20 protein-coding genes are annotated in these 17,666 nt (G+C 68.8%); 9 read left to right on the top strand and 11 right to left on the bottom strand.

Annotated elements, in window-relative coordinates; translation table 11 throughout:
• Positions 1-7: 7 nt before the first annotated feature.
• On the bottom strand, positions 8-250 hold the full coding sequence (locus ACO2Q1_RS14375; RefSeq protein ID WP_423330170.1) for a hypothetical protein: 243 nt from the start codon (positions 248-250) through the stop codon (positions 8-10).
• 1 nt (position 251) lies between these two features.
• A complete protein-coding gene (argH, locus tag ACO2Q1_RS14370; protein WP_423330265.1) occupies positions 252-1,613 on the bottom strand; it encodes an argininosuccinate lyase in 1,362 nt (453 codons plus the stop codon).
• 247 nt (positions 1,614-1,860) lie between these two features.
• On the opposite strand from argH, the gene ACO2Q1_RS14365 reads away from it, so the two are divergent.
• Positions 1,861-2,355, top strand: coding sequence for a TlpA family protein disulfide reductase (locus ACO2Q1_RS14365; RefSeq protein WP_423330169.1), 495 nt, complete (start codon positions 1,861-1,863; stop codon positions 2,353-2,355).
• A 51-nt stretch (positions 2,356-2,406) separates the two neighbouring features.
• On the opposite strand, the gene ACO2Q1_RS14360 is transcribed toward ACO2Q1_RS14365, so the two are convergent.
• The 3 genes from ACO2Q1_RS14360 to ACO2Q1_RS14350 form a co-directional block, all read right to left on the bottom strand.
• Positions 2,407-2,910 (bottom strand): hypothetical protein, encoded by a 504-nt coding sequence (locus ACO2Q1_RS14360; RefSeq protein WP_423330168.1) that lies wholly within the window; start codon positions 2,908-2,910, stop codon positions 2,407-2,409.
• A gap of 66 nt (positions 2,911-2,976) precedes the next feature.
• Complete coding sequence (locus tag ACO2Q1_RS14355) at positions 2,977-3,291, bottom strand: hypothetical protein (RefSeq protein ID WP_423330167.1); 315 nt, start codon at positions 3,289-3,291, stop codon at positions 2,977-2,979.
• Positions 3,292-3,386: 95 nt separating this feature from the next.
• Entirely contained in the window at positions 3,387-5,492 is a 2,106-nt protein-coding gene (locus ACO2Q1_RS14350) for a malate synthase G (RefSeq protein WP_423330166.1), read from the bottom strand.
• A gap of 414 nt (positions 5,493-5,906) precedes the next feature.
• On the opposite strand from ACO2Q1_RS14350, the gene ACO2Q1_RS14345 reads away from it, so the two are divergent.
• The 8 genes from ACO2Q1_RS14345 to ACO2Q1_RS14310 all read left to right on the top strand — a co-directional run bounded on the left by ACO2Q1_RS14345 (position 5,907) and on the right by ACO2Q1_RS14310 (position 11,979).
• Positions 5,907-7,406, top strand: coding sequence for a DEAD/DEAH box helicase (locus ACO2Q1_RS14345; RefSeq protein WP_423330165.1), 1,500 nt, complete (start codon positions 5,907-5,909; stop codon positions 7,404-7,406).
• 125 nt (positions 7,407-7,531) lie between these two features.
• Complete coding sequence (gene radC / locus ACO2Q1_RS14340) at positions 7,532-8,284, top strand: RadC family protein (protein WP_423330164.1); 753 nt, start codon at positions 7,532-7,534, stop codon at positions 8,282-8,284.
• The gene (locus ACO2Q1_RS14335; protein WP_423330163.1) at positions 8,281-9,279 is read left to right on the top strand and encodes a N(4)-(beta-N-acetylglucosaminyl)-L-asparaginase; all 999 of its coding nucleotides are present in this window, start codon (positions 8,281-8,283) and stop codon (positions 9,277-9,279) included. The genes radC and ACO2Q1_RS14335 overlap by 4 nt, the downstream gene beginning before the upstream one ends.
• Positions 9,279-9,809 (top strand): GNAT family N-acetyltransferase, encoded by a 531-nt coding sequence (locus ACO2Q1_RS14330; RefSeq protein ID WP_423330162.1) that lies wholly within the window; start codon positions 9,279-9,281, stop codon positions 9,807-9,809. Before ACO2Q1_RS14335 ends, ACO2Q1_RS14330 begins: the two co-directional genes overlap by 1 nt.
• A gap of 92 nt (positions 9,810-9,901) precedes the next feature.
• On the top strand, positions 9,902-10,150 hold the full coding sequence (locus tag ACO2Q1_RS14325; RefSeq protein ID WP_423330161.1) for a BolA/IbaG family iron-sulfur metabolism protein: 249 nt from the start codon (positions 9,902-9,904) through the stop codon (positions 10,148-10,150).
• A 3-nt stretch (positions 10,151-10,153) separates the two neighbouring features.
• A complete protein-coding gene (locus ACO2Q1_RS14320; protein ID WP_423330160.1) occupies positions 10,154-11,077 on the top strand; it encodes an oxidoreductase in 924 nt (307 codons plus the stop codon).
• A 106-nt stretch (positions 11,078-11,183) separates the two neighbouring features.
• Positions 11,184-11,543: a Grx4 family monothiol glutaredoxin gene (gene grxD, locus ACO2Q1_RS14315; RefSeq protein WP_423330159.1), complete on the top strand. Its 360-nt coding sequence runs from the start codon at positions 11,184-11,186 to the stop codon at positions 11,541-11,543.
• Positions 11,544-11,550: 7 nt separating this feature from the next.
• Positions 11,551-11,979: an acyl-CoA thioesterase gene (locus ACO2Q1_RS14310; RefSeq protein WP_423330158.1), complete on the top strand. Its 429-nt coding sequence runs from the start codon at positions 11,551-11,553 to the stop codon at positions 11,977-11,979.
• Positions 11,980-12,127: 148 nt separating this feature from the next.
• Here ACO2Q1_RS14310 and ACO2Q1_RS14305 read toward each other — a convergent pair whose 3' ends face one another.
• The 6 genes from ACO2Q1_RS14305 to ACO2Q1_RS14280 all read right to left on the bottom strand — a co-directional run bounded on the left by ACO2Q1_RS14305 (position 12,128) and on the right by ACO2Q1_RS14280 (position 17,662).
• Positions 12,128-12,526 (bottom strand): hypothetical protein, encoded by a 399-nt coding sequence (locus ACO2Q1_RS14305; protein WP_423330157.1) that lies wholly within the window; start codon positions 12,524-12,526, stop codon positions 12,128-12,130.
• Positions 12,527-12,745: 219 nt separating this feature from the next.
• Positions 12,746-13,156 carry a hypothetical protein gene (locus ACO2Q1_RS14300; protein ID WP_423330156.1) on the bottom strand — a complete coding sequence of 137 codons (411 nt, stop codon included), beginning with the start codon at positions 13,154-13,156 and terminating at the stop codon, positions 12,746-12,748.
• A 300-nt stretch (positions 13,157-13,456) separates the two neighbouring features.
• Entirely contained in the window at positions 13,457-14,074 is a 618-nt protein-coding gene (rpsD, locus tag ACO2Q1_RS14295) for a 30S ribosomal protein S4 (RefSeq protein ID WP_423330155.1), read from the bottom strand.
• Positions 14,075-14,316: 242 nt separating this feature from the next.
• A complete protein-coding gene (locus ACO2Q1_RS14290) occupies positions 14,317-15,333 on the bottom strand; it encodes a hypothetical protein (RefSeq protein ID WP_423330154.1) in 1,017 nt (338 codons plus the stop codon).
• A 154-nt stretch (positions 15,334-15,487) separates the two neighbouring features.
• Complete coding sequence (locus tag ACO2Q1_RS14285; RefSeq protein ID WP_423330153.1) at positions 15,488-16,102, bottom strand: superoxide dismutase; 615 nt, start codon at positions 16,100-16,102, stop codon at positions 15,488-15,490.
• 183 nt (positions 16,103-16,285) lie between these two features.
• Positions 16,286-17,662 carry a transposase gene (locus ACO2Q1_RS14280; protein WP_423330152.1) on the bottom strand — a complete coding sequence of 459 codons (1,377 nt, stop codon included), beginning with the start codon at positions 17,660-17,662 and terminating at the stop codon, positions 16,286-16,288.
• Positions 17,663-17,666: the final 4 nt, after the last annotated feature.

Raw genomic sequence — 17,666 nt, 5'->3', positions numbered from 1 at the left:
CGGTCGTCTACTGCGGACGGCCGCTCTGCGCCGAGGTCGATCCGAACGGATTGGACGGACCGCCGTCCACCGGCACCTGGCTGGACGGGCGGTTGACCGTCGCCGGGTCTTCCAGCTTGGGCGCCCAGCGATCACGCTGCGCCCGTTCGGTCTCGCGCGGGGCCGGCGCCTCGAGGTCGGCCATGCGGCCGCAGCCCGAGGCCGACAGGGCCAGAAGCGCCGAGGCGCCGATCAGGATGAGCGTCTTCATGTCAGCGGGCCTTCCAGTCGGCGATGCGCGCGCGGACCTGTTCCGGCGCCGTGCCTCCGTAGCTCTGGCGACTGGCGCACGACGCTTCGGGAGACAAGACCTTATAGACGTCTTCGGTGACGCCCGCCTCCAGCGCCTGCAATTCCGTCAGCGGCAGTTGCGCCAGGCCCACGCCCAGCTGTTCGGCGCGCTTGACCGCGGCGCCCGTCACATGGTGCGCCTTGCGGAACGGCAGGTTGAGTTCGCGCACCAGCCAGTCGGCCAGGTCGGTCGCCGTCGAGAAGCCCGCCCCCGCCGCCGCCGCCATCTTTTCCGTGTTCGGGATCAGGGCCGAGACCATGGCCGTCATCGCCGTCAGGGCCAGATCCAGCGCGTCGAACGCCTCGAACACCGGCGGCTTGTCCTCCTGCATGTCCTTGGAATAGGCCAGCGGCAGCCCCTTCATCACCGTCGACAGGGCGACGAAGGCGCCCATGATCCGTCCCGTCTTGGCCCGCACCAGCTCAGCGGCGTCGGGATTGCGCTTCTGCGGCATGATCGAGGAGCCGGTGGTCAGGTCGTCCGGCAGGCTGGCGAAGCCGAACATCGGCGTCATCCACACGACGATCTCCTCGGCGAAGCGCGACAGGTGACCGGCGCAGATCGAGCCGGCGGCCAGGCTCTCCAGGGCGAAATCGCGATCCGACACGGCGTCCAGCGAATTGGCCATCGGCCGGTCGAAGCCCAGGTCCGCCGCCGTCGCGTGACGGTCGATCGGGAAGGGCGACCCGGCCAGGGCGGCGGCGCCGAGCGGATTCTCGTTCATGCGCGCCCGGGCGTCAGCGAACCGCCCGGCGTCGCGACCGAACATCTCGACATAGGCCATCAGGTGGTGGCCCAGGGTCACCGGCTGGGCGGTCTGCAAGTGCGTGAATCCGGGCATCAGGTCGCCCGCATGCTGTTCCGCCCGCGCCAGCAGCGCCGACTGCAGCGCCTTCAGCTGATGTCCCGTCCGGTCGCAGGCGTCCCGCACCCACAGGCGGAAATCGGTCGCCACCTGGTCGTTGCGGCTGCGCGCGGTGTGCAGGCGGCCGGACGGTTCGCCGATCAGCTCCGACAGCCGCGCCTCCACATTCATGTGGATGTCCTCGAACTGGTCGCGGAACGGGAAGGTCCCGCCCTCGATTTCGACCTGGATCTGATCCAGCCCGTCCAGGATCGCCTGGCCGTCCCCGGCGGCGACGATGCCCTGCTGGATCAGCATGCGGCAATGGGCGCGCGATCCGGCCAGATCCTGCGCCCACAGCCGCCGGTCGACGCCGATGGAGACGTTGATCGCCTGCATGATGTCGGCCGGCCGCGACGAAAAGCGCCCGCCCCACATGTCTTGACCCGACGCGTTGGGATTGGTCTTGGAGCCCTGTTCAGGCGAAGGATCGGACATGGTCGGCTCGAAACGGATTCTGGCGGTGATTGCGACGGCCCTGGTGTTGGGAGCGGGGGGCGTCGGCGCGTTGCTATACGTCAACCGGGGCGTCCCTGCCAAAGACGAAGGCGCCGTCCCGACGAATTCGGCGACGTCGCCCTTCGCCAAAGGAACTCTGGCGAAGATTTGGACGCCGCAGGGCGTGATGCCTGCCACCGATCACGCCTTCCTGGCGCCCAACGGCCTGCCGACGCGCCTGGACGCCTTCCGAGGCAAGGTCGCGGTCGTCAATCTGTGGGCCATGTGGTGTCCGCCGTGCCGGCTGGAGATGCCCACCCTGGCGCGTCTCGCCGACGCCTACGCCGACAACCCCGACGTGGCCGTGGTGGTCGTCAACGTCGATGTCGGCGACCTGGCCCCGGCCCGCGCCTTCCTGGCCGACCACGCCCCCCTCGCCTTTTACAGCGATCCGAAATTCAAGATGCCGTTCGAGTTCGGCGCCAAGGGCGGCATGCCCCAGACCGCGATCATCGACCGACAGGGCCGCGTCCGCGCCGTCATGACCGGCGAGGCGGACTGGAACACCCCGGAAGCCCGCGCCCTGATCGACGCCCTGTTGGTTGAGCCTGAACCGAAATCGGCTGGGTTGGACGCCGTCCAACTCAGCTCAGATTTCGGTCCAGCCATCCCTGGAGCCTGATTCACGGCATCGGCGGAATCGCGGAGCGATTCCACCTCTACCGATCAGGCTCTAGCGAACCATCCCCGCCATGAGCAGGGCCGCGCCGACGCCGGACAGGGATCGGCTGTCGGGGAAGGGTTTCACACCCGTGCAGGCGAACGCCGTCTTCCTCGCCGAGGCCCCGCCGGTCGGGTAGAAGCGGTCGTGGAACAACACCTCCGGCGCGACCCGCGCCGCGCCCAGCCTCAGGTCGCCGTCTATGCCATATTTGACGACCTGCCGTTCCATCCGCCGCGCGCAATCGACCTCCATTTGGGTCCAGTAGCCCACATAGGGTTCATGAAAGCGGCGTTCCCGCATATGCAGCGGCGACAGCTCCCAATAGGTCGCCCGGTCGCCGACGCGCTCGATCGACAGGGCATCGATCCACCAGGTCACGCCGGTGAAGCCCTCGGCCGATCTTTCCAGCCTGACGGCGTCCGGCGGCGGCGGGGTCGGCGGCGCCGGCTGATAGGCGGCGACCGAAGCGGCCGCGATCACAGACACAACCGTCGCTGACACGACCTGACCCATGGATGTCGCCTCCCGGCCAGGACTGAACCATGGACCGGGCTTTCAGGCGACTGACGCCGCCTGACCTCAGTTCGACGGGACGCGCTGGTCCGTGGCCGGATCGACGGCGCCCGGGCGGCCCTCGGCGGCGGCTTCGGCCTGGTTGTCTTCCAGCTTGTCGGCGACCTTGGCGGCGCCGGTCTCGACGGCCTGGGCGGCCTTCATGGCCCCGGCCTCGATCACTTCGCCGGTCTGGGCGGCCAGGTCCTCGGCCTTTTCACCGGCCTGTTCGGCCTCGACCTCGGCGCGATCGGTCTCGGCCTGGGTGCAGGCGGCGGCGCCGAGCGACAGCACGCCCAGTGAAAGGACGGCGGCGGCGATCAGGGGACGACGGACGGTCATGGCGAACTCTCCAGAGAATTGAACCTTGGCCGTGAACGCCCGGATGACCTCCGGGTTGCGCCTCGCCTCCCACCGGGGCCGAAAGACGAAGCGGCCTATCCCGCCTTCACCTTCCTGCGGAAGGCGTGCAGCAGGGGTTCGGTATAGCCGTTCGGCTGATCAACCCCCTGGAACACCAGGGCGCGCGCCGCCTGATAGGCCAGGCTGGCCTCGGGGTCCGGGGCCATGGGGCGATACAGGGGGTCGCCCGCGTTCTGGGCGTCGACCTTGGCCGCCATCCGCAGCAGGGCCGCCTCCGCCTGCTCGGCCGTACAGACGCCGTGCAGCAACCAGTTGGCCATGTGCTGAGAACTGATCCGCAGAGTCGCCCGATCCTCCATCAGGCCGACGTCGTGGATGTCCGGCACCTTGGAGCAGCCGACGCCCTGGTCGATCCAGCGCACGACATAGCCGAGGATGCCCTGGGCGTTGTTGTCCAGCTCGTCCGCCACGTCCTGTTCGGACCAGTTCGTCCCCTCGGCCAGAGGCGGGGTCAGCAGATCGGCCAGACCCGGGATCGGACGCTGGGCGACCTCCTTCTGCACCGCGAACACATCTACCGCATGATAGTGCAGCGCATGCAGGGTCGCGGCGGTCGGCGACGGCGTCCAGGCGGTGTTCGCCCCCGTCCTCGGGTGGCCGATCTTCTGCTCCAGCATCTCGGCCATGCGGTCGGGCGCGGCCCACATCCCCTTGCCGATCTGGGCCCGGCCGGACAGGCCGTGCTTCAGCCCGATCCCGACGTTGCGCGCCTCATAGGCGGCGATCCATTTCGAGCTCTTGATCTCGGCCTTGCGGACCACCGGCCCGGCCTGCATCGCCGTGTGAATCTCGTCGCCGGTGCGATCCAGGAAGCCGGTGTTGATGAAGACGATCCGGTCCTTCACCGCCTGGATACAGGCCGCCAGATTGGCCGAGGTGCGCCGCTCCTCGTCCATCACCCCGACCTTCACGGTATGACGCGCGACCCCGATCAGGTCCTCGACCGCGTCGAACAGGTCGTTGGTGAAGGCGGCCTCGTCTGGCCCGTGCATCTTGGGTTTGACGATATAGACCGAGCCGGTGCGGCTGTTCCGCGTCGCGCCCAGACCGCGCAGGTCGTACAGGGCGATCAGACTGGTGACGACGGCGTCCAGAATGCCCTCCGGCGCCTCGGCCCCATCGGCGAACAGCACCGCCGGATTGGTCATCAGATGGCCGACGTTGCGCACGAACAGCAGCGATCGCCCCTTCAGCGTCACCGTCGATCCGTCCGGCGCCGTGAAGTCGCGGTCCGGGTTCAGACGGCGGGTCAGGGTCTTGCCGCCCTTGTCGAAGGTCTCGACCAGATCGCCCTTCATCAGGCCCAGCCAGTTGCGATAGGCGGCGACCTTGTCCTCGGCGTCCACGGCCGCGACCGAGTCCTCCAGATCGCAGATGGTCGACAGGGCCGATTCCAGCACCACGTCGGCGATCCCCGCCGGGTCGGTCCTGCCGATCGGATGGGTCGGATCGAGCGTCAGGCCGATGTGCAGGCCGTTGTTGCGATACAGCAGGCCCTTCGTCGAATGGCCGACGAACTGCGACGGATCCTTCAGGACCGTGGCCGGCGAAACCTCGGTCAGGTCCGCCCAGGAACCGCTCGCCAGAGGCACGGCCTCGTCCAGAAACGCCTTGGCCTTCGCCACCACCCGGGCGCCGCGCGCCGCATCATAGGGTCCGGCGGGTGGCAGGTCGCCGAGCGCGTCGGTGCCGTAAAAGGCGTCGTACAGGCTGCCCCAGCGCGCATTGGCGGCGTTCAGCAGGAAGCGCGCATTGAGGATCGGCACCACCAGCTGCGGCCCGGCCAGCCGCGCCAGTTCGTCGTCGACGTTCTCGGTCGCGATGGTGAAGTCGCCGGGCTCCTGAACCAGATAGCCGATCTCCCGCAGGAAGACCTCGGTCGCCGCCGGGTCGTTCGGCTGACCACGACGGGCATGATGCCAGTCGTCGATCTTCGCCTGCAGTTCGTCCCGCATGGCCAGAAGCGCACGATTGCGCGGCGTGAACCGGTTGAAGACGTCGGCGAACCCGGCCCAGAACGCCCCTGCCTCAATCCCCAGACCCGAAAGCACCTCCGTCTCGATGAAGGCCGACAGGGGCTCGGCGACGGACAGGCCGGCGCGGGTCGAATAGGCGGTCATGAGGGTCCTCGAAATGCCATGGGGAGGTCGGACGCCCCTCGCCTGTAACATTACGTGATCGGTGATGGGAAGCCGGGATTTCACCGCCGTCGCGCCAGGAGCCTCGGGCGCTCCGCCTTGACTTGGCCGTAGTTTGCGCCCATCTGCGCTGCGTCGCACCATTGCGATCTCCGGCGTCTCCAGCGCGTGTGGGTCTTCGTTTCTGTGAAGACCGGCTGTAGCAGCCGTCGGTTCGTCACCCTCCGACCTGATCGGGGGGCTCAAGTTTCATTCGCTGCCCGGACACGCGGGGCGGCGCCCGATCCACCCCGCAGGCTCCCTCCCCGGAGCGCCGTCGGGACTGGCGGCGCGCGGCCCTTTCGGCGTTGAGCCACGGCTGTTTGCGCGTCGCCGCATACGCGAAAGAACCCCTCCGTGAGCACCCTCACCTTCGACGCCATGGGCCTGAACCCGGCCCTCCTGACCGCCCTGAAGACCTCGGGCTATGTCACCCCCACGCCGATCCAGCAGAAGGCCATCCCCGACGTCATGGCCGGCAAGGATCTGCTGGGCATCGCCCAGACGGGCACCGGCAAGACGGCGGCCTTCGCCCTGCCGATCCTGCATCGCCTGGCCGAGAACCGGGTGCCGCCCCGGCCGCGCACGACCCGCGCCCTGATCCTGTCGCCCACCCGCGAACTGGCCACCCAGATCGGCGAGAGCTTCAAGGCCTATGGCCAGCATCTCGGCTTCCGTGTCGCGGTCATCTTCGGCGGCGTGAAATACGGCGCCCAGGAACGCGCCCTGCAACAGGGTCTGGACGTCCTCGTCGCCGCCCCCGGCCGTCTGCTGGACCATATCCAGCAGAAGAACCTCGACCTCTCGACCTGCGAGATCTTCGTCCTGGACGAAGCCGACCAGATGCTGGACCTCGGCTTCATCAAGCCGATCCGCCAGATCGTCAGCCGCATCCCGGCCAAGCGCCAGAACCTCTTCTTCTCGGCCACCATGCCGTCGGAGATCGGCAAGCTGGCCGGCGAACTGCTGAAGGATCCGGTCAAGGTCCAGGTCACGCCGCAGTCGACCACCGTCGAGCGCATCAACCAGTCCGTCATCTGGGTCGAACAGGGCAAGAAGCGCGCCCTGCTGACCGAGATGTTCAGCGATCCCGAATACAAGCGCTGCCTGGTCTTCACCAAGACCAAGCACGGCGCCGACAAGGTCGCGGCCTATCTGGAGGCCGGCGGAGTCGAGGCCGGCGCCATCCACGGCAACAAGTCCCAGCCCCAGCGCGAGCGCACGCTGGAAGCCTTCAAGAAGGGTAAGCTGCGCGTTCTGGTCGCCACCGACATCGCCGCGCGCGGCATCGACGTGGACGGCGTCTCCCACGTCGTGAACTTCGAGCTTCCGCACGTGCCGGAGAGCTATGTCCACCGCATCGGCCGCACCGCGCGCGCAGGCAAGGACGGCTCGGCCGTCAGCTTCGTCGCCGGCGACGAGATGAAGCTGCTGCGCGACATCGAAAAGGTCACCCGCCAGAAGATCCCGGCCGTCGACCGCCGCAACGACAAGCAACTGGCCCAGCTCGACGCCTCGATCATGGCCTCGGGCGTCGGCAAGAAGGCGACCCTGCCGGAACGCGAGGGCGGCGACCGCAACGCCGGTGGACGCGGCCGTCGCAACCCGCATCGTGACGGCGTCCGGCCCGAGGGCGGCGGCCAGCCGCATCGCCAACGCAAGGGCCAGCGCGCCGAGGCCCGCCCGACGCCCGAGCGCGTCTTCGATCCCATGGCCAAGGAAAGGGCCCGGGAGCGCCCGCGCGTGGTGAACAACGACCCTCGCGACGCCGCTCCTGCCAAACCCGAGGGCCAGATCAAGCGCCGTCCGCGCCGCCGCCCCTCGAACGGCGGCAAGGGTTACGCCGCCCGGGCCTGAGCTTGAGACGTTCGCTGGATTGAGATCGGCCGGTCCCCTCGCGGACCGGCCTTTTTCGTAGGGCGCGACGCTTGATCCGCTCTGGCGAACCGCTACCGTTCGGGTCGAACCGCCGACGGAAGCCCGTGACCGACCCCTCCGCTGAGCCCGACGCCGCAGGTCCCGTGACGCGCAAGACGCCGCCGCGCCACAGCGGTCATCGCGAGCGGCTGCGCGAACGCGCCGCCAGGGGCGGACTGGACGCCCTGCCCGACTATGAGCTGCTGGAGCTGCTGCTGTTCCGCAGCATCCCCTACAAGGACACCAAGCCCCTGGCCAAGGATCTGCTGGCCCGGTTCGGCAGCCTGGAAGGCATCGGCGCGGCCAGCCACGAGGCGATCGACGACCTGGTCGCGCGCTCGCTCAACATCGTGCGCGGCAAGCAGTCCCGCGCCACGGCTCTCGACCTGCAGCTGATCTATGACGTGGCCCGCCGTGTCGCGCGCGAACCGGCGTCGAAGCGCGCCGTCATCTCCTCCTGGTCGGCCCTGGTCGCCTATGTCCGCGTCGCCCTTCAGCACGAGCCGCGCGAGCAGTTCCGCGTTCTCTATCTGGACAAGAAGAACCAGCTGATTCTCGACGAGATCCAGAACCGCGGCACGGTGGATCACGCCCCCGTCTATCCGCGCGAGGTCATCCGCCGGGCGCTGGAGCTGTCGAGCCCCAACATCATCATCGTCCACAACCATCCCTCGGGCGATCCGACCCCCTCCCCGGCCGACGTCGACATGACGCGCCAGGTGATCGCCGCAGGGCGATCGCTGAACGTCACCGTCCACGACCATCTGGTCGTGGGCCGCGACGGCGTGGCCAGCTTCAAGCAACTGGGACTGATGTGACCCCGACCTCTCCTTCCCGCCGCGCCGTCCTGACCGCCGCAGCCATGGCCGGCGCCTCCCCGGCCCTCGCCCGGACGGAAGCGCCCGCCGTGATGGTCTCGACCTGGGACTTCGGCCGCGCCGCCAACGCCGCCGGGATCGAGGCGCGCCGCAACGGCGGTTCGGCCCTGGACATGGTCGAGGCGGGCGGCCGCGTGACCGAGGCGGACCCGACCAACACCTCCGTCGGCGTCGGCGGCTTCCCCGACCGCGACGGCAAGGTCACCCTGGACGCCTGTCTGATGACCTGGGCCGGCGACATCGGCGCGGTGGCCGCCCTGGAGGATATCGCCCACCCCGTCTCGGTCGCCCGCGCGGTCATGGAGCGCACGCCCCACACGATGCTGGTCGGCGAGGGCGCCCGCCGCTTCGCCCTGGATCAGGGGTTCGAGACGGCGGCCATGCCGACGCCCCGGGCCGAGGCCGCCTGGCGCGAGTGGCTCAAAACCGCAGACTACGCCCCCGTCATCAGTCGCGAGAACCGGGAATGGCGCGCCACGCCGGGCGGGCCGGGCAACCACGACACAATCGGCCTTCTGGCGATCGACGCCCAGGGGCGGATGGCCGGCGCCTGCACCACCTCGGGCCTGGCCTTCAAGATGCGCGGCCGGGTCGGCGACAGCCCGATCATCGGCGCCGGCCTCTATGTCGACGACGAGGTCGGCGGGGCGACCGCCACCGGCGTCGGCGAGGACGTGGTGCGCGTCGCCGGTTCGCATGCGGTCGTCGAGGCCTTGCGTCACGGAGCGGACCCGCAGGCGGCCTGTCGCGCCGTCATCGAACGCCTGGCCAGACTGCGCGGCGGCAAGGTCGCCGCATCCCAGGTCGCCTTCCTGGCCCTGGACAAGCGCGGACGGGTCGGCGGCTTCGCCCTGCAACCCGGCTTCACCTACGCTGTCACCGACGCGACCGGCGCGACCCGCATGGTCGCCGCCCCCAGCCTATTCGAGGCCTGATGTCCGTATCCGCCCTTCCCGTTCTGACCACCGACCGCCTGACCCTGACGCCGGTCGCCGTGTCCGACTTCGACGACCTGACACAGGTCTGGGCCGATCCGGACTTCGTCGCCGCCATCACCGGCCGCCCCCTGTCGCACGAGGAGGTCTGGTTCCGCCTGCTGCGCGACATCGGCCACTGGACCGCCCTCGGGCGCGGCAACTGGTCGATGCGGATGACGGCGACCGGTGCCTATGTCGGCAGCGTGGGGGTGCTGGACTACCGGCGCGACCTCGAGCCGCCGTTCGACGCGCCGGAACTCGGCTGGGGCGTCGCCACCGCCTTCCAGGGCCAGGGTCTGGCCGCCGAGGGTCTGCGCGCCGCCCTCGCCTGGGTGGACGACCGGCTCCAGGCGCCGCGCACCGTCTGCATGATCTCGCCGGACAACCACCCCTCGATCCGGCTGGCGGAACGCGTCGGCTTTCGGACCTACGGCGACGGGACCTACAAGGACCAGACCGTCCGCCTGTTCGCCCGCCCCCATCCCTGACGCCGCCCCCTGACGTCGTCGGCGCGGCGTATGCCGGACATTAAGGTTTATGCGGCAGTCTTCGCGCCAAATACTGAGGCGGAGTCCGTCCCATGCCCATGTCCGTCGAGGACCTTCACGGTTGTCTGATCGCGGCCTTTCCCGACGCCGAGATCGTCATCGACGATCTGGCCGGCGACGGCGACCACTACCGGGCGCGCATCGTCGCCTCGGCCTTCGCCGGGGTGCCGCGCGTGCGCCAGCACCAGATGGTCTATGCGGCGCTCAAGGGCCGGATGGGCGGGGAACTTCACGCCCTGGCGCTGGAAACCTCCGCGCCTCCGCCGACGGAAGGCGACTGACCGATGCGGTATCGTCCCTTCTCCATCACCGGCGGCGCCGTCTCGGACCTGACCTTCAGCCTGGCCCCGGCCATCCTGGCGCGCGGCCCCGAGGCGGCGGCCGAACTGATCTACGGCGCGCTTGAATCCGGCATCAACGCCTACCGGCTGGAATGCGCGGACCCGGTCCTGGCCGAGGTCGCCGGCGCGGCCCTGGCCAGCGTCGATCGCAAGCTCCTGAACGTCAGCCTCGTGCTCGGCCCGCCGGACGGCGGCCGCGGCCCCCGCGACTTCTCGGCCGAGGGCATGACCCACGCCATCGACCGCGTCCTGCGCGTCTCGCGCCTGGGCTGGATCGACATCGCCCTGCTGGACGGGCCGGATGAACACGAACTGTCGCAAAGCTCCCTGAACGCCCTGAAGGCCCTGCGCGCCACCCAGCGTGTGCACTGTCTGGGGGTGATGGGCGACGATCCGGTGACCGACGTCTATGTTTCGACCGGCGCCTTCGACGTCCTGGCCACCCCCCTGCACGTCAATTCGCCCTGGCAGGTGCGATCCCGCATCCGCGCCGCCCGCGAGCGCGACATGGCCGTCATCGTCCACAACTTCTTCCCCGAGGAGCTGGACACCGAACGCAAGGCCGCCGCCGCGACCGAAGGCAAGAAGAAGGGCCTGTTCGGCCTGTCCTTCGGCGGCTCGCGCCACCGTCATCCGCTCCAGGGCGCCGGCGGCTTCGGCTTCCTGCACCAGACCCCGAACTGGTCGGCCGAGGAAATCTGCCTCGCCCATGTTCTCAGCGACACGGCGGTCACCAGCGCCCTGGTCGAGACCACGGACCTCAAGGCCCTGGCCGCCCTCGCCGCCGTGCCCGATCGCCAGATGCCGCCGGGCCTGGCCGCCCAGATCGAGATGGCGCGCGTCAGCATGGCCAATCGCGCCGCCTGATCGCCGCCGCCTTTCGATCGTCTTCGCCTGTGACGGGCTGTCGCTGCGCGCTTGACCTCGGGGGTCGTCGTCCCTAGCTGACGCCTCAACCGAAAGGGCCCTCCCCGTGACCGACGCCACCACCACGACCGCCGACCCCGTCCACGCCTTCATCGCCCAGACCGTGGCGGACCACGAGGTGGTGCTGTTCATGAAGGGCACGCCGGACCAGCCGCGCTGCGGCTTCTCGTCCCTGGCGGTCCAGATCCTGGACCAGGTCAGCGCCCCGTTCGTCGGCGTCGACGTGCTGCAGGACGACGCCCTGCGCGAAGGCATCAAGGCCTTCACCGACTGGCCGACCATCCCCCAGCTCTATGTGAAGGGCGAGTTCGTCGGCGGCTCGGACATCGTGCGCGAGATGTTCCAGTCGGGCGAGCTTCAGGCCCTGCTGGCCGAAAAGGGCGTGACCCTGGGCGACCAGGACTGACTGCGCCATGGCGCGCCCCGCCCTGGAGCCGCGCGAGGACCGCGAGATCTTCGTCGTGCCTCTGGAAATCCGGCCCGAGCACATCGACGCCAACGGTCATGTGAACAACGTCGTCTATGTCGGCTGGCTGCAGGACGTCGGCACGGCCCACTGGAACGCCCGCTTCGACGCGGCGACCCGCGCCCGATGGTCCTGGGTCGCCGTCCGGCATGAGGTGGATTACTTCCGCCCCCTGGCGCCCGACGCCGTCGGGGTGCAGGCCCGCACCTGGGTCGGCGACCCCCAGGGGCCCCGGTTCAACCGCTATGTCCGGATCGAGGACGCCGAGGGCCGCCTCTGCGCCCAGGGCGTCTCCGAATGGGTGCTGGTCGACGCCGAACGGATGCGGCCGCACCGCATCCCCGCCGACATGCTGCCGACCTTCGAACGGCGCTGAGTTCGTCGCGGCGGCCTTCAATCCGGATGTCGGCGTCCAATTTCACCGAGCGCCCCGGCGAAGGCCGGGGTCCAGGCGGCCGAGGCCGTTCCTGGGGCCCGAACCCCGGCCCTCGCCGGGATGCACGGAGGGCGGGACGGCGCTTGCCTCAGGGCAGCCGCAGCGGATTCCGCACCAGAGCCGCCTTGCCCGACGCCAGCCCCAGCTCTTCATAGGTCCAGCGCAGCTCCACGCCGTCGGGAACCAGGGCCTTGCACAGGTCCGGCGATTCCCGCGTGAAGGTCAGCTCCGCCGTCTGGTCGTCCACCACCTCCACGGCGAAGTCGGAGACCTGGGTGCAGCCGTTGGACTCGACGCGCACCACCACCGCGCCGGCGTCGAACCGGATGGCCCGCAGGGTCTCCAGCGGCGCGGCCTGGGCGGTCGTGGTCTGGGACCCCACCCGCACCGAGACCTCGTCGCCGCCCGTCGAATCATAGATGACGCAGCCGGCCAGCAGCGGCGACAGAAGCGCCGCCGCCGCCGCGAACTTCACAACCGGCGCCATTACTGGGCGTCGGCGGGCGGGGTCTGGATGACGCGGGTGGTCGGCTTTTCCGTCGAGATGACGATGCAGCCCGACAGAAGAGGCGCGGAAATGATGACGGCGAGCGCGAGACGCAGCATGAGGGATCCCCTTGATTTGAAAGCGTCACGCTTGATCGCCCGCATGCGCCGCGAACACACGTGAATTATCAGAAAGGGTCGTTTCCGCCCGCGGCGGCCTTCAGGTTCCGCCCGTCGGCAGCTGATAGGGATTGCCGACCGTCACCGTGGAGCCCGGCTTGATGCCCAGTTCCTCGAACGTCCACCGCAGCTCGACCCCGTCCTCGACGGGCCGGGTGCACAGGTCCTCGGTCAGCCGCCGCAGGATCAGCACCGACGACAGCCCCTGGCGCGACACCACCGGCAGCATGTCGTCCTTCTTGGTGCAGCCGTTCGAGGGCACCCGGAACACGGCCAGATCATTGACCACGGCCGCCGCCCGCACGGGCTCGATTAATCCCGGCGCGGGCTCCGCCGCCGGCGTCCGCCAGGCCAGCAGCCTTTCCGGCGCCGATCGCACGGCCTGACAGCCCGCCAGCAGAAACACCGCTGCGGCCCCTGTCAGAATCGCCCTGGTCGACGGTCTCGTCATCCGCACCCCACGGCGCGACTATCACCCAATTCGCCGGATTTCGCACCCGGAAACTGACGATCGCCCGCGCGGCGGATCAGGACGCGCCGCGACGCCGACAATCGCCGATGTGTGTCGGCATTCCGCCGCCCCCTCCTCCGTGCATCCCGGCGCAGGCCGGGATCCAGTTCAGTGTCCGGCTGAGCGGCTCAACGAAAAAGGCCCCGGATCGCTCCGGGGCCTTATCGTATCTATGCGCTCAAGTCGTGAGCGCCCGTGGCGCGAACATAGCGCCCCGAGAACAGGCTTCGTAAGCGCAGCTTACGAAGCGTAGTATTCGACGACCAGGTTCGGCTCCATCTTCACCGGATACGGCACGTCGGCCAGTTCCGGGGTGCGGACGAAGCGCACCGAGAAGCCGCGGTCGCCCAGCTCGACATAGTCCGGCACGTCACGCTCCGACGACTGCTGGGCTTCCAGCACCAGCGCCATGTTGCGGGACTTTTCCTTGACCTCGACGACGTCGCCGATCTTCACGCGGTAGGAGGCGATGTTCACCTTCTTGCCGTTGACGGTCACGTGGCCGTGGTTGACGAACTGACGGGCGGCCCAGACGGTCGGGACGAACTTGGCGCGATAGACGATCGCGTCCAGACGGGCTTCCAGCAGACCGATCAGGTTTTCCGAGGTGTTGCCCTTGCGGCGGGCGGCCTCGTCATAGGTCTTGCGGAACTGCTTCTCGGTCAGGTTGCCGTAGTAGCCCTTGAGCTTCTGCTTGGCCTTCAGCTGCAGGCCGAAGTCCGAAACCTTGGACTTGCGGCGCTGGCCGTGCTGGCCGGGGCCATAGGACCGCTTGTTGACCGGGGACTTGGAACGGCCCCACAGGTTTTCACCCATGGCGCGGTCGATCTTGTACTTGGCGCTGTGGCGCTTGGACATTCTATTCTCTTTTCAGTGATGCGGCCCGGCGTCCCCGAAAGTGGGAATGCGATCTCAACGGCGGTCCACGCATCGTCCGTAATGGTTCGCGCCCCGAACCTTTCGGCCGGGGCGAGAAGGGGCGGCTTATGACGTTCGACGTCCCGCGAGTCAAGGCGGGCGGCCCCGTCCTCGGCCGGCCACCTCAGCCGACCGGCGCCATCCAGGTCATGATGAACAGGACGACGTTCGGATCGCCCGCCTCATCGGCCGCTCCGCAGGGCGCCGAGGGCGCGCGCGGTGGCGGCAGTGGTCACCTCCGACACGCCCGCCCGCCAGCGCTCCGGATCGGCCGTCATGGCGTAGCGACGGGTGGAGTTGGTGCCGATCCCGCCCAGAACCCCGATGACATTGGCCGCCAGCTCCGCCGTCCGCTGGCCGCGCGTGGTCGCGTCGACGAACTCGCCGAAGTCGCCGCCGACCGCGATCGGCTCGCGCAGCGTCACCGACGACACCCGGCCGTTGGGCGCATAGGCGAACACCTTCGACACGTCCGGCATCACCGCCAGCCCCGCCTTGACCGACACCGCCGAGCTGTTGCGGAACCAGCCGCCATAGGTCTCGGCGTTGGCGAAATCGACCACATAAAAGGCGTTGACCGCCGCCTGGCCGGTGGCGCGGGCGTGGGCCGTGCCGCCCATGCTGATCCCGACCGCCGCCTGGTTGCCGCTGAACCCCGGCGCGCTGATATGGCCCAGCACCTCTCGGGGCAACCACACGCCGCCCAGTTCGACCGGCGAGAACACCTTCGCCTTGGCGCGGCTGTCGCGGTCCAGGATCACATCCCGCTCCAGGCCGTTGTCCAGCGGACGCGCCCGGTTCTTGGTGAAGGCCTCGACCAGGGCCGTCCGGTCCCCGACCTGATAGCCGGCGTTCGCCAGCTGGTTCAGGAAATCGGCGTAGGCGGCGTCGGTCGCCTGCTGGAAGTCCGCGTCGGACACCCCCTCCAGGGCGCTGCGGGCGGTCGATCGCCCGCCGAACCCGTTGCCCAGCAGCCCGCCGCCGGCCCGCGCCCGGTCGGTCCGGTCGGTCAGGAAGGCGACGATGAAGCTGCCGATGGCGACCTGGCTGGCCCCGTTCATGGCCGCCGCATTGTCCACCCGCACCGACTGGGCCGCAGCCCCCGTCGCCAGCACGCCCGTCGCAAACACCCCCGTCGCCAGCCCGCCGGCCAGGGCGCCCCGCCGGCTCAGCCCGGTCGTCTCCCGTTCGATCGTCATCGCTCCGCCCCACATCACCGCCGGATCTCCGGCGGCCTGACGCTAGGCGGGGGCGGAGGCGGTCACGACTGTCCAAACCTGATCGGTCGGCGTGCAAAAACCAGAACGCCCGCCGGCGGACCGGCGGGCGTCTGACGTCGGGATCGCGGAACGATCAGCCCTTGGCGGCGGCGTACAGTTCGTTCGCCTTGTTCCAGTTCACCACCGTCCAGAAGGCCTTCAGATAGTCGGCCCGGCGGTTCTGGTATTTCAGATAGTAGGCGTGTTCCCACACGTCGGCGGCCAGCACCACCGCGCCTTTCTCCGGTGCATCGTCCATCAGCGGATTGTCCTGGTTCGGGGTCGAGACGACCTTCAGCTTGCCGTCCTGCACGATCAGCCAGGCCCAGCCCGAACCGAACTGGCCGGCGCCGGCGGCGTTGAAGTCCTCCTTGAACTTGTCCATCCCTCCCAGATCCGCCTCGATTGCGGCGGCCAGTTCGGCCGAGGGCTCGCCCGTCTCGCCGGCCGGAGCAAGCAGTTCCCAGAACAGGGCGTGGTTCCAGTGTCCGCCGCCGTTGTTGCGGATCGACTTCGGCAGGGTCGACATTATGCCCATCAGCTCTTCCAGGCTCTTGCCCTGGGCGGCCGGGGTCGCGTCCACGAACTTGTTCAGATTGTCGACATAGGTCTGATGGTGCTTGTCGTGGTGGAAGGTCATCGTCTCCTTGTCGATGGCCGGCTCCAGCGCGTCATAGGCGTAGGGCAGCGGGGCGAGGGTGAAGGCCATGAGAGGAGCTCCTGATCTGACAAGCTTGGCTGGCCCTCATCTAGGAGAGCCCGTCGACAAACCCAAGACGGCGACGCCGATTAAGTTCCGCTGTGAGCCGATACCGTTGAAAAAGTCGGCTGCCTGATCGGTTGGTGTCGCGGCGTGGTCAGGCTGTGACGCGGTTCGCGACGCTTGTGGACTTCAGGCGGGCGCCGGGGCGGCTTCAAGCGGGATCAGTCGGGCCATTTTCCGCAGGTTCTGGGCGGTTGCGGCGAGGAGGAACTCGTCTCGGGCGCCGCAGGGACCGCGAAGACGCAGGCGATCCAGTCTGAGGATGCGCTTGAGGTGGGCGAACAGCATCTCGACCTTCTTCCGCTCGCGCCTCGAGGTGACGTAGGCGTCGGTTCTGGCGATGTCGCGGGCGACATCTCGGGCGCTTTCGTGGATGGAGCGCGTGACCTTCCGGGCCGGCGCATTGGGACAGCAGCGCGGCTTCAGGGCACAGGCGTCGCAGTCGATCTTGGAAGCGCGATAGCGGTGGGTGTCATCCGGTAGCGTCTCCGGATGATCTGCGCGGAAGGCGCGTCGATACTGCTTCAGCTCATTGCCGCCCGGACAACGGTATAGATCCGCCTCGGCGTCATAGGCGAAGTCGGCGCGGGAGAAGGTGCCGTCCGTCCGACCGGACTTGTCGATGACCGGGATATGCGGTGCGATCTCCTGGTCGTTGACCAGCCAGTCCAGCATCTCGGCTGAGCCATAGGCGGTGTCGGCGGCAAGGCGGTCGGGGTGCAGATCATGTCGATCCCGAACCCGCTCGATCATGGTGCGCGCCGCCGTCAGCTCGGCGGGACGCACGGCCGTGGAGGCCTCGACATCGACGATGACGGCATGCTCCAGATCGATCAGGTAGTTGGCGGCGTAGGCGAAGAAGGCCGGCCCCTTGTTCGCGCCGGTCCAGCGCGCGGCAGGATCCACCGGTGAGATGAACTTGGGCGTCACCGGCGTGGCCGCACCGAAGGCCGCGTCGTCCAGCACCGCCAGATACTCGTCGATGGCCCGGCTCGACGCCTCGGGCGGCAGACCCGGATCGCCCGGCACGCTGCGCTCGCGGTTCGCCTCAGCCTTGATCAAACTGGCGTCCACAGCGAAGCCCTCGCCGCCGACCAGGCCTTCCGTCATGCAGCGGCGCAGGACCGTGTCGAACAGCTGACGCAGCAGATCGCTCTCCCGGAAACGGCCGTGGCGGTTCTTTGAGAAGGTCGAGTGATCCGGCACGGCGCCTTCCAGCCCCAACCGACAGAACCAGCGGTAGGCCAGGTTCAGATGGACCTCCTCGCACAGCCGACGCTCCGATCGGATGCCGAAGCAGTAACCGACCAGTAGCATCCGGATCAGCAGTTCGGGATCGATCGAGGGGCGACCCATCGCGCTGTAGAACGGCGCCAGATGCGCCCGCAGCCACTCCAACTCCACGAACCGGTCGATCGACCTCAGCAGGTGGTTCACCGGGACATGGTCCTCCAACGAGAAGGTGTAGAACAGGGCCGCCTGATCGACCCGCCGCTCGCCCATCATCGCG

This window comes from Brevundimonas sp. VNH65 (assembly GCF_049445955.1).
Classification (GTDB): domain Bacteria; phylum Pseudomonadota; class Alphaproteobacteria; order Caulobacterales; family Caulobacteraceae; genus Brevundimonas.
The sequence above is the reverse complement of the archived record's forward strand: the minus strand, read 5'-3'. Positions and strand labels throughout refer to the sequence as shown.

Excerpts from the sequence above, each read along its gene's own strand:
- ACO2Q1_RS14375 (WP_423330170.1), bottom strand. The coding sequence starts at position 250 with ATGAAGACGCTCATCCTGATCGGCGCCTCGGCGCTTCTGGCCCTGTCG.
- argH (WP_423330265.1), bottom strand. The coding sequence starts at position 1,613 with ATGTGGGGCGGGCGCTTTTCGTCGCGGCCGGCCGACATCATGCAGGCG.
- ACO2Q1_RS14365 (WP_423330169.1), top strand. The coding sequence starts at position 1,861 with ATGCCTGCCACCGATCACGCCTTCCTGGCGCCCAACGGCCTGCCGACG.
- ACO2Q1_RS14360 (WP_423330168.1), bottom strand. The coding sequence starts at position 2,910 with ATGGGTCAGGTCGTGTCAGCGACGGTTGTGTCTGTGATCGCGGCCGCT.
- ACO2Q1_RS14355 (WP_423330167.1), bottom strand. The coding sequence starts at position 3,291 with ATGACCGTCCGTCGTCCCCTGATCGCCGCCGCCGTCCTTTCACTGGGC.
- ACO2Q1_RS14350 (WP_423330166.1), bottom strand. The coding sequence starts at position 5,492 with ATGACCGCCTATTCGACCCGCGCCGGCCTGTCCGTCGCCGAGCCCCTG.
- ACO2Q1_RS14330 (WP_423330162.1), top strand. The coding sequence starts at position 9,279 with ATGTCCGTATCCGCCCTTCCCGTTCTGACCACCGACCGCCTGACCCTG.
- ACO2Q1_RS14325 (WP_423330161.1), top strand. The coding sequence starts at position 9,902 with ATGCCCATGTCCGTCGAGGACCTTCACGGTTGTCTGATCGCGGCCTTT.
- ACO2Q1_RS14320 (WP_423330160.1), top strand. The coding sequence starts at position 10,154 with ATGCGGTATCGTCCCTTCTCCATCACCGGCGGCGCCGTCTCGGACCTG.
- ACO2Q1_RS14310 (WP_423330158.1), top strand. The coding sequence starts at position 11,551 with ATGGCGCGCCCCGCCCTGGAGCCGCGCGAGGACCGCGAGATCTTCGTC.
- ACO2Q1_RS14305 (WP_423330157.1), bottom strand. The coding sequence starts at position 12,526 with ATGGCGCCGGTTGTGAAGTTCGCGGCGGCGGCGGCGCTTCTGTCGCCG.
- ACO2Q1_RS14300 (WP_423330156.1), bottom strand. The coding sequence starts at position 13,156 with ATGACGAGACCGTCGACCAGGGCGATTCTGACAGGGGCCGCAGCGGTG.
- rpsD (WP_423330155.1), bottom strand. The coding sequence starts at position 14,074 with ATGTCCAAGCGCCACAGCGCCAAGTACAAGATCGACCGCGCCATGGGT.
- ACO2Q1_RS14290 (WP_423330154.1), bottom strand. The coding sequence starts at position 15,333 with ATGACGATCGAACGGGAGACGACCGGGCTGAGCCGGCGGGGCGCCCTG.
- ACO2Q1_RS14285 (WP_423330153.1), bottom strand. The coding sequence starts at position 16,102 with ATGGCCTTCACCCTCGCCCCGCTGCCCTACGCCTATGACGCGCTGGAG.
- ACO2Q1_RS14280 (WP_423330152.1), bottom strand. The coding sequence starts at position 17,662 with ATGATGGGCGAGCGGCGGGTCGATCAGGCGGCCCTGTTCTACACCTTC.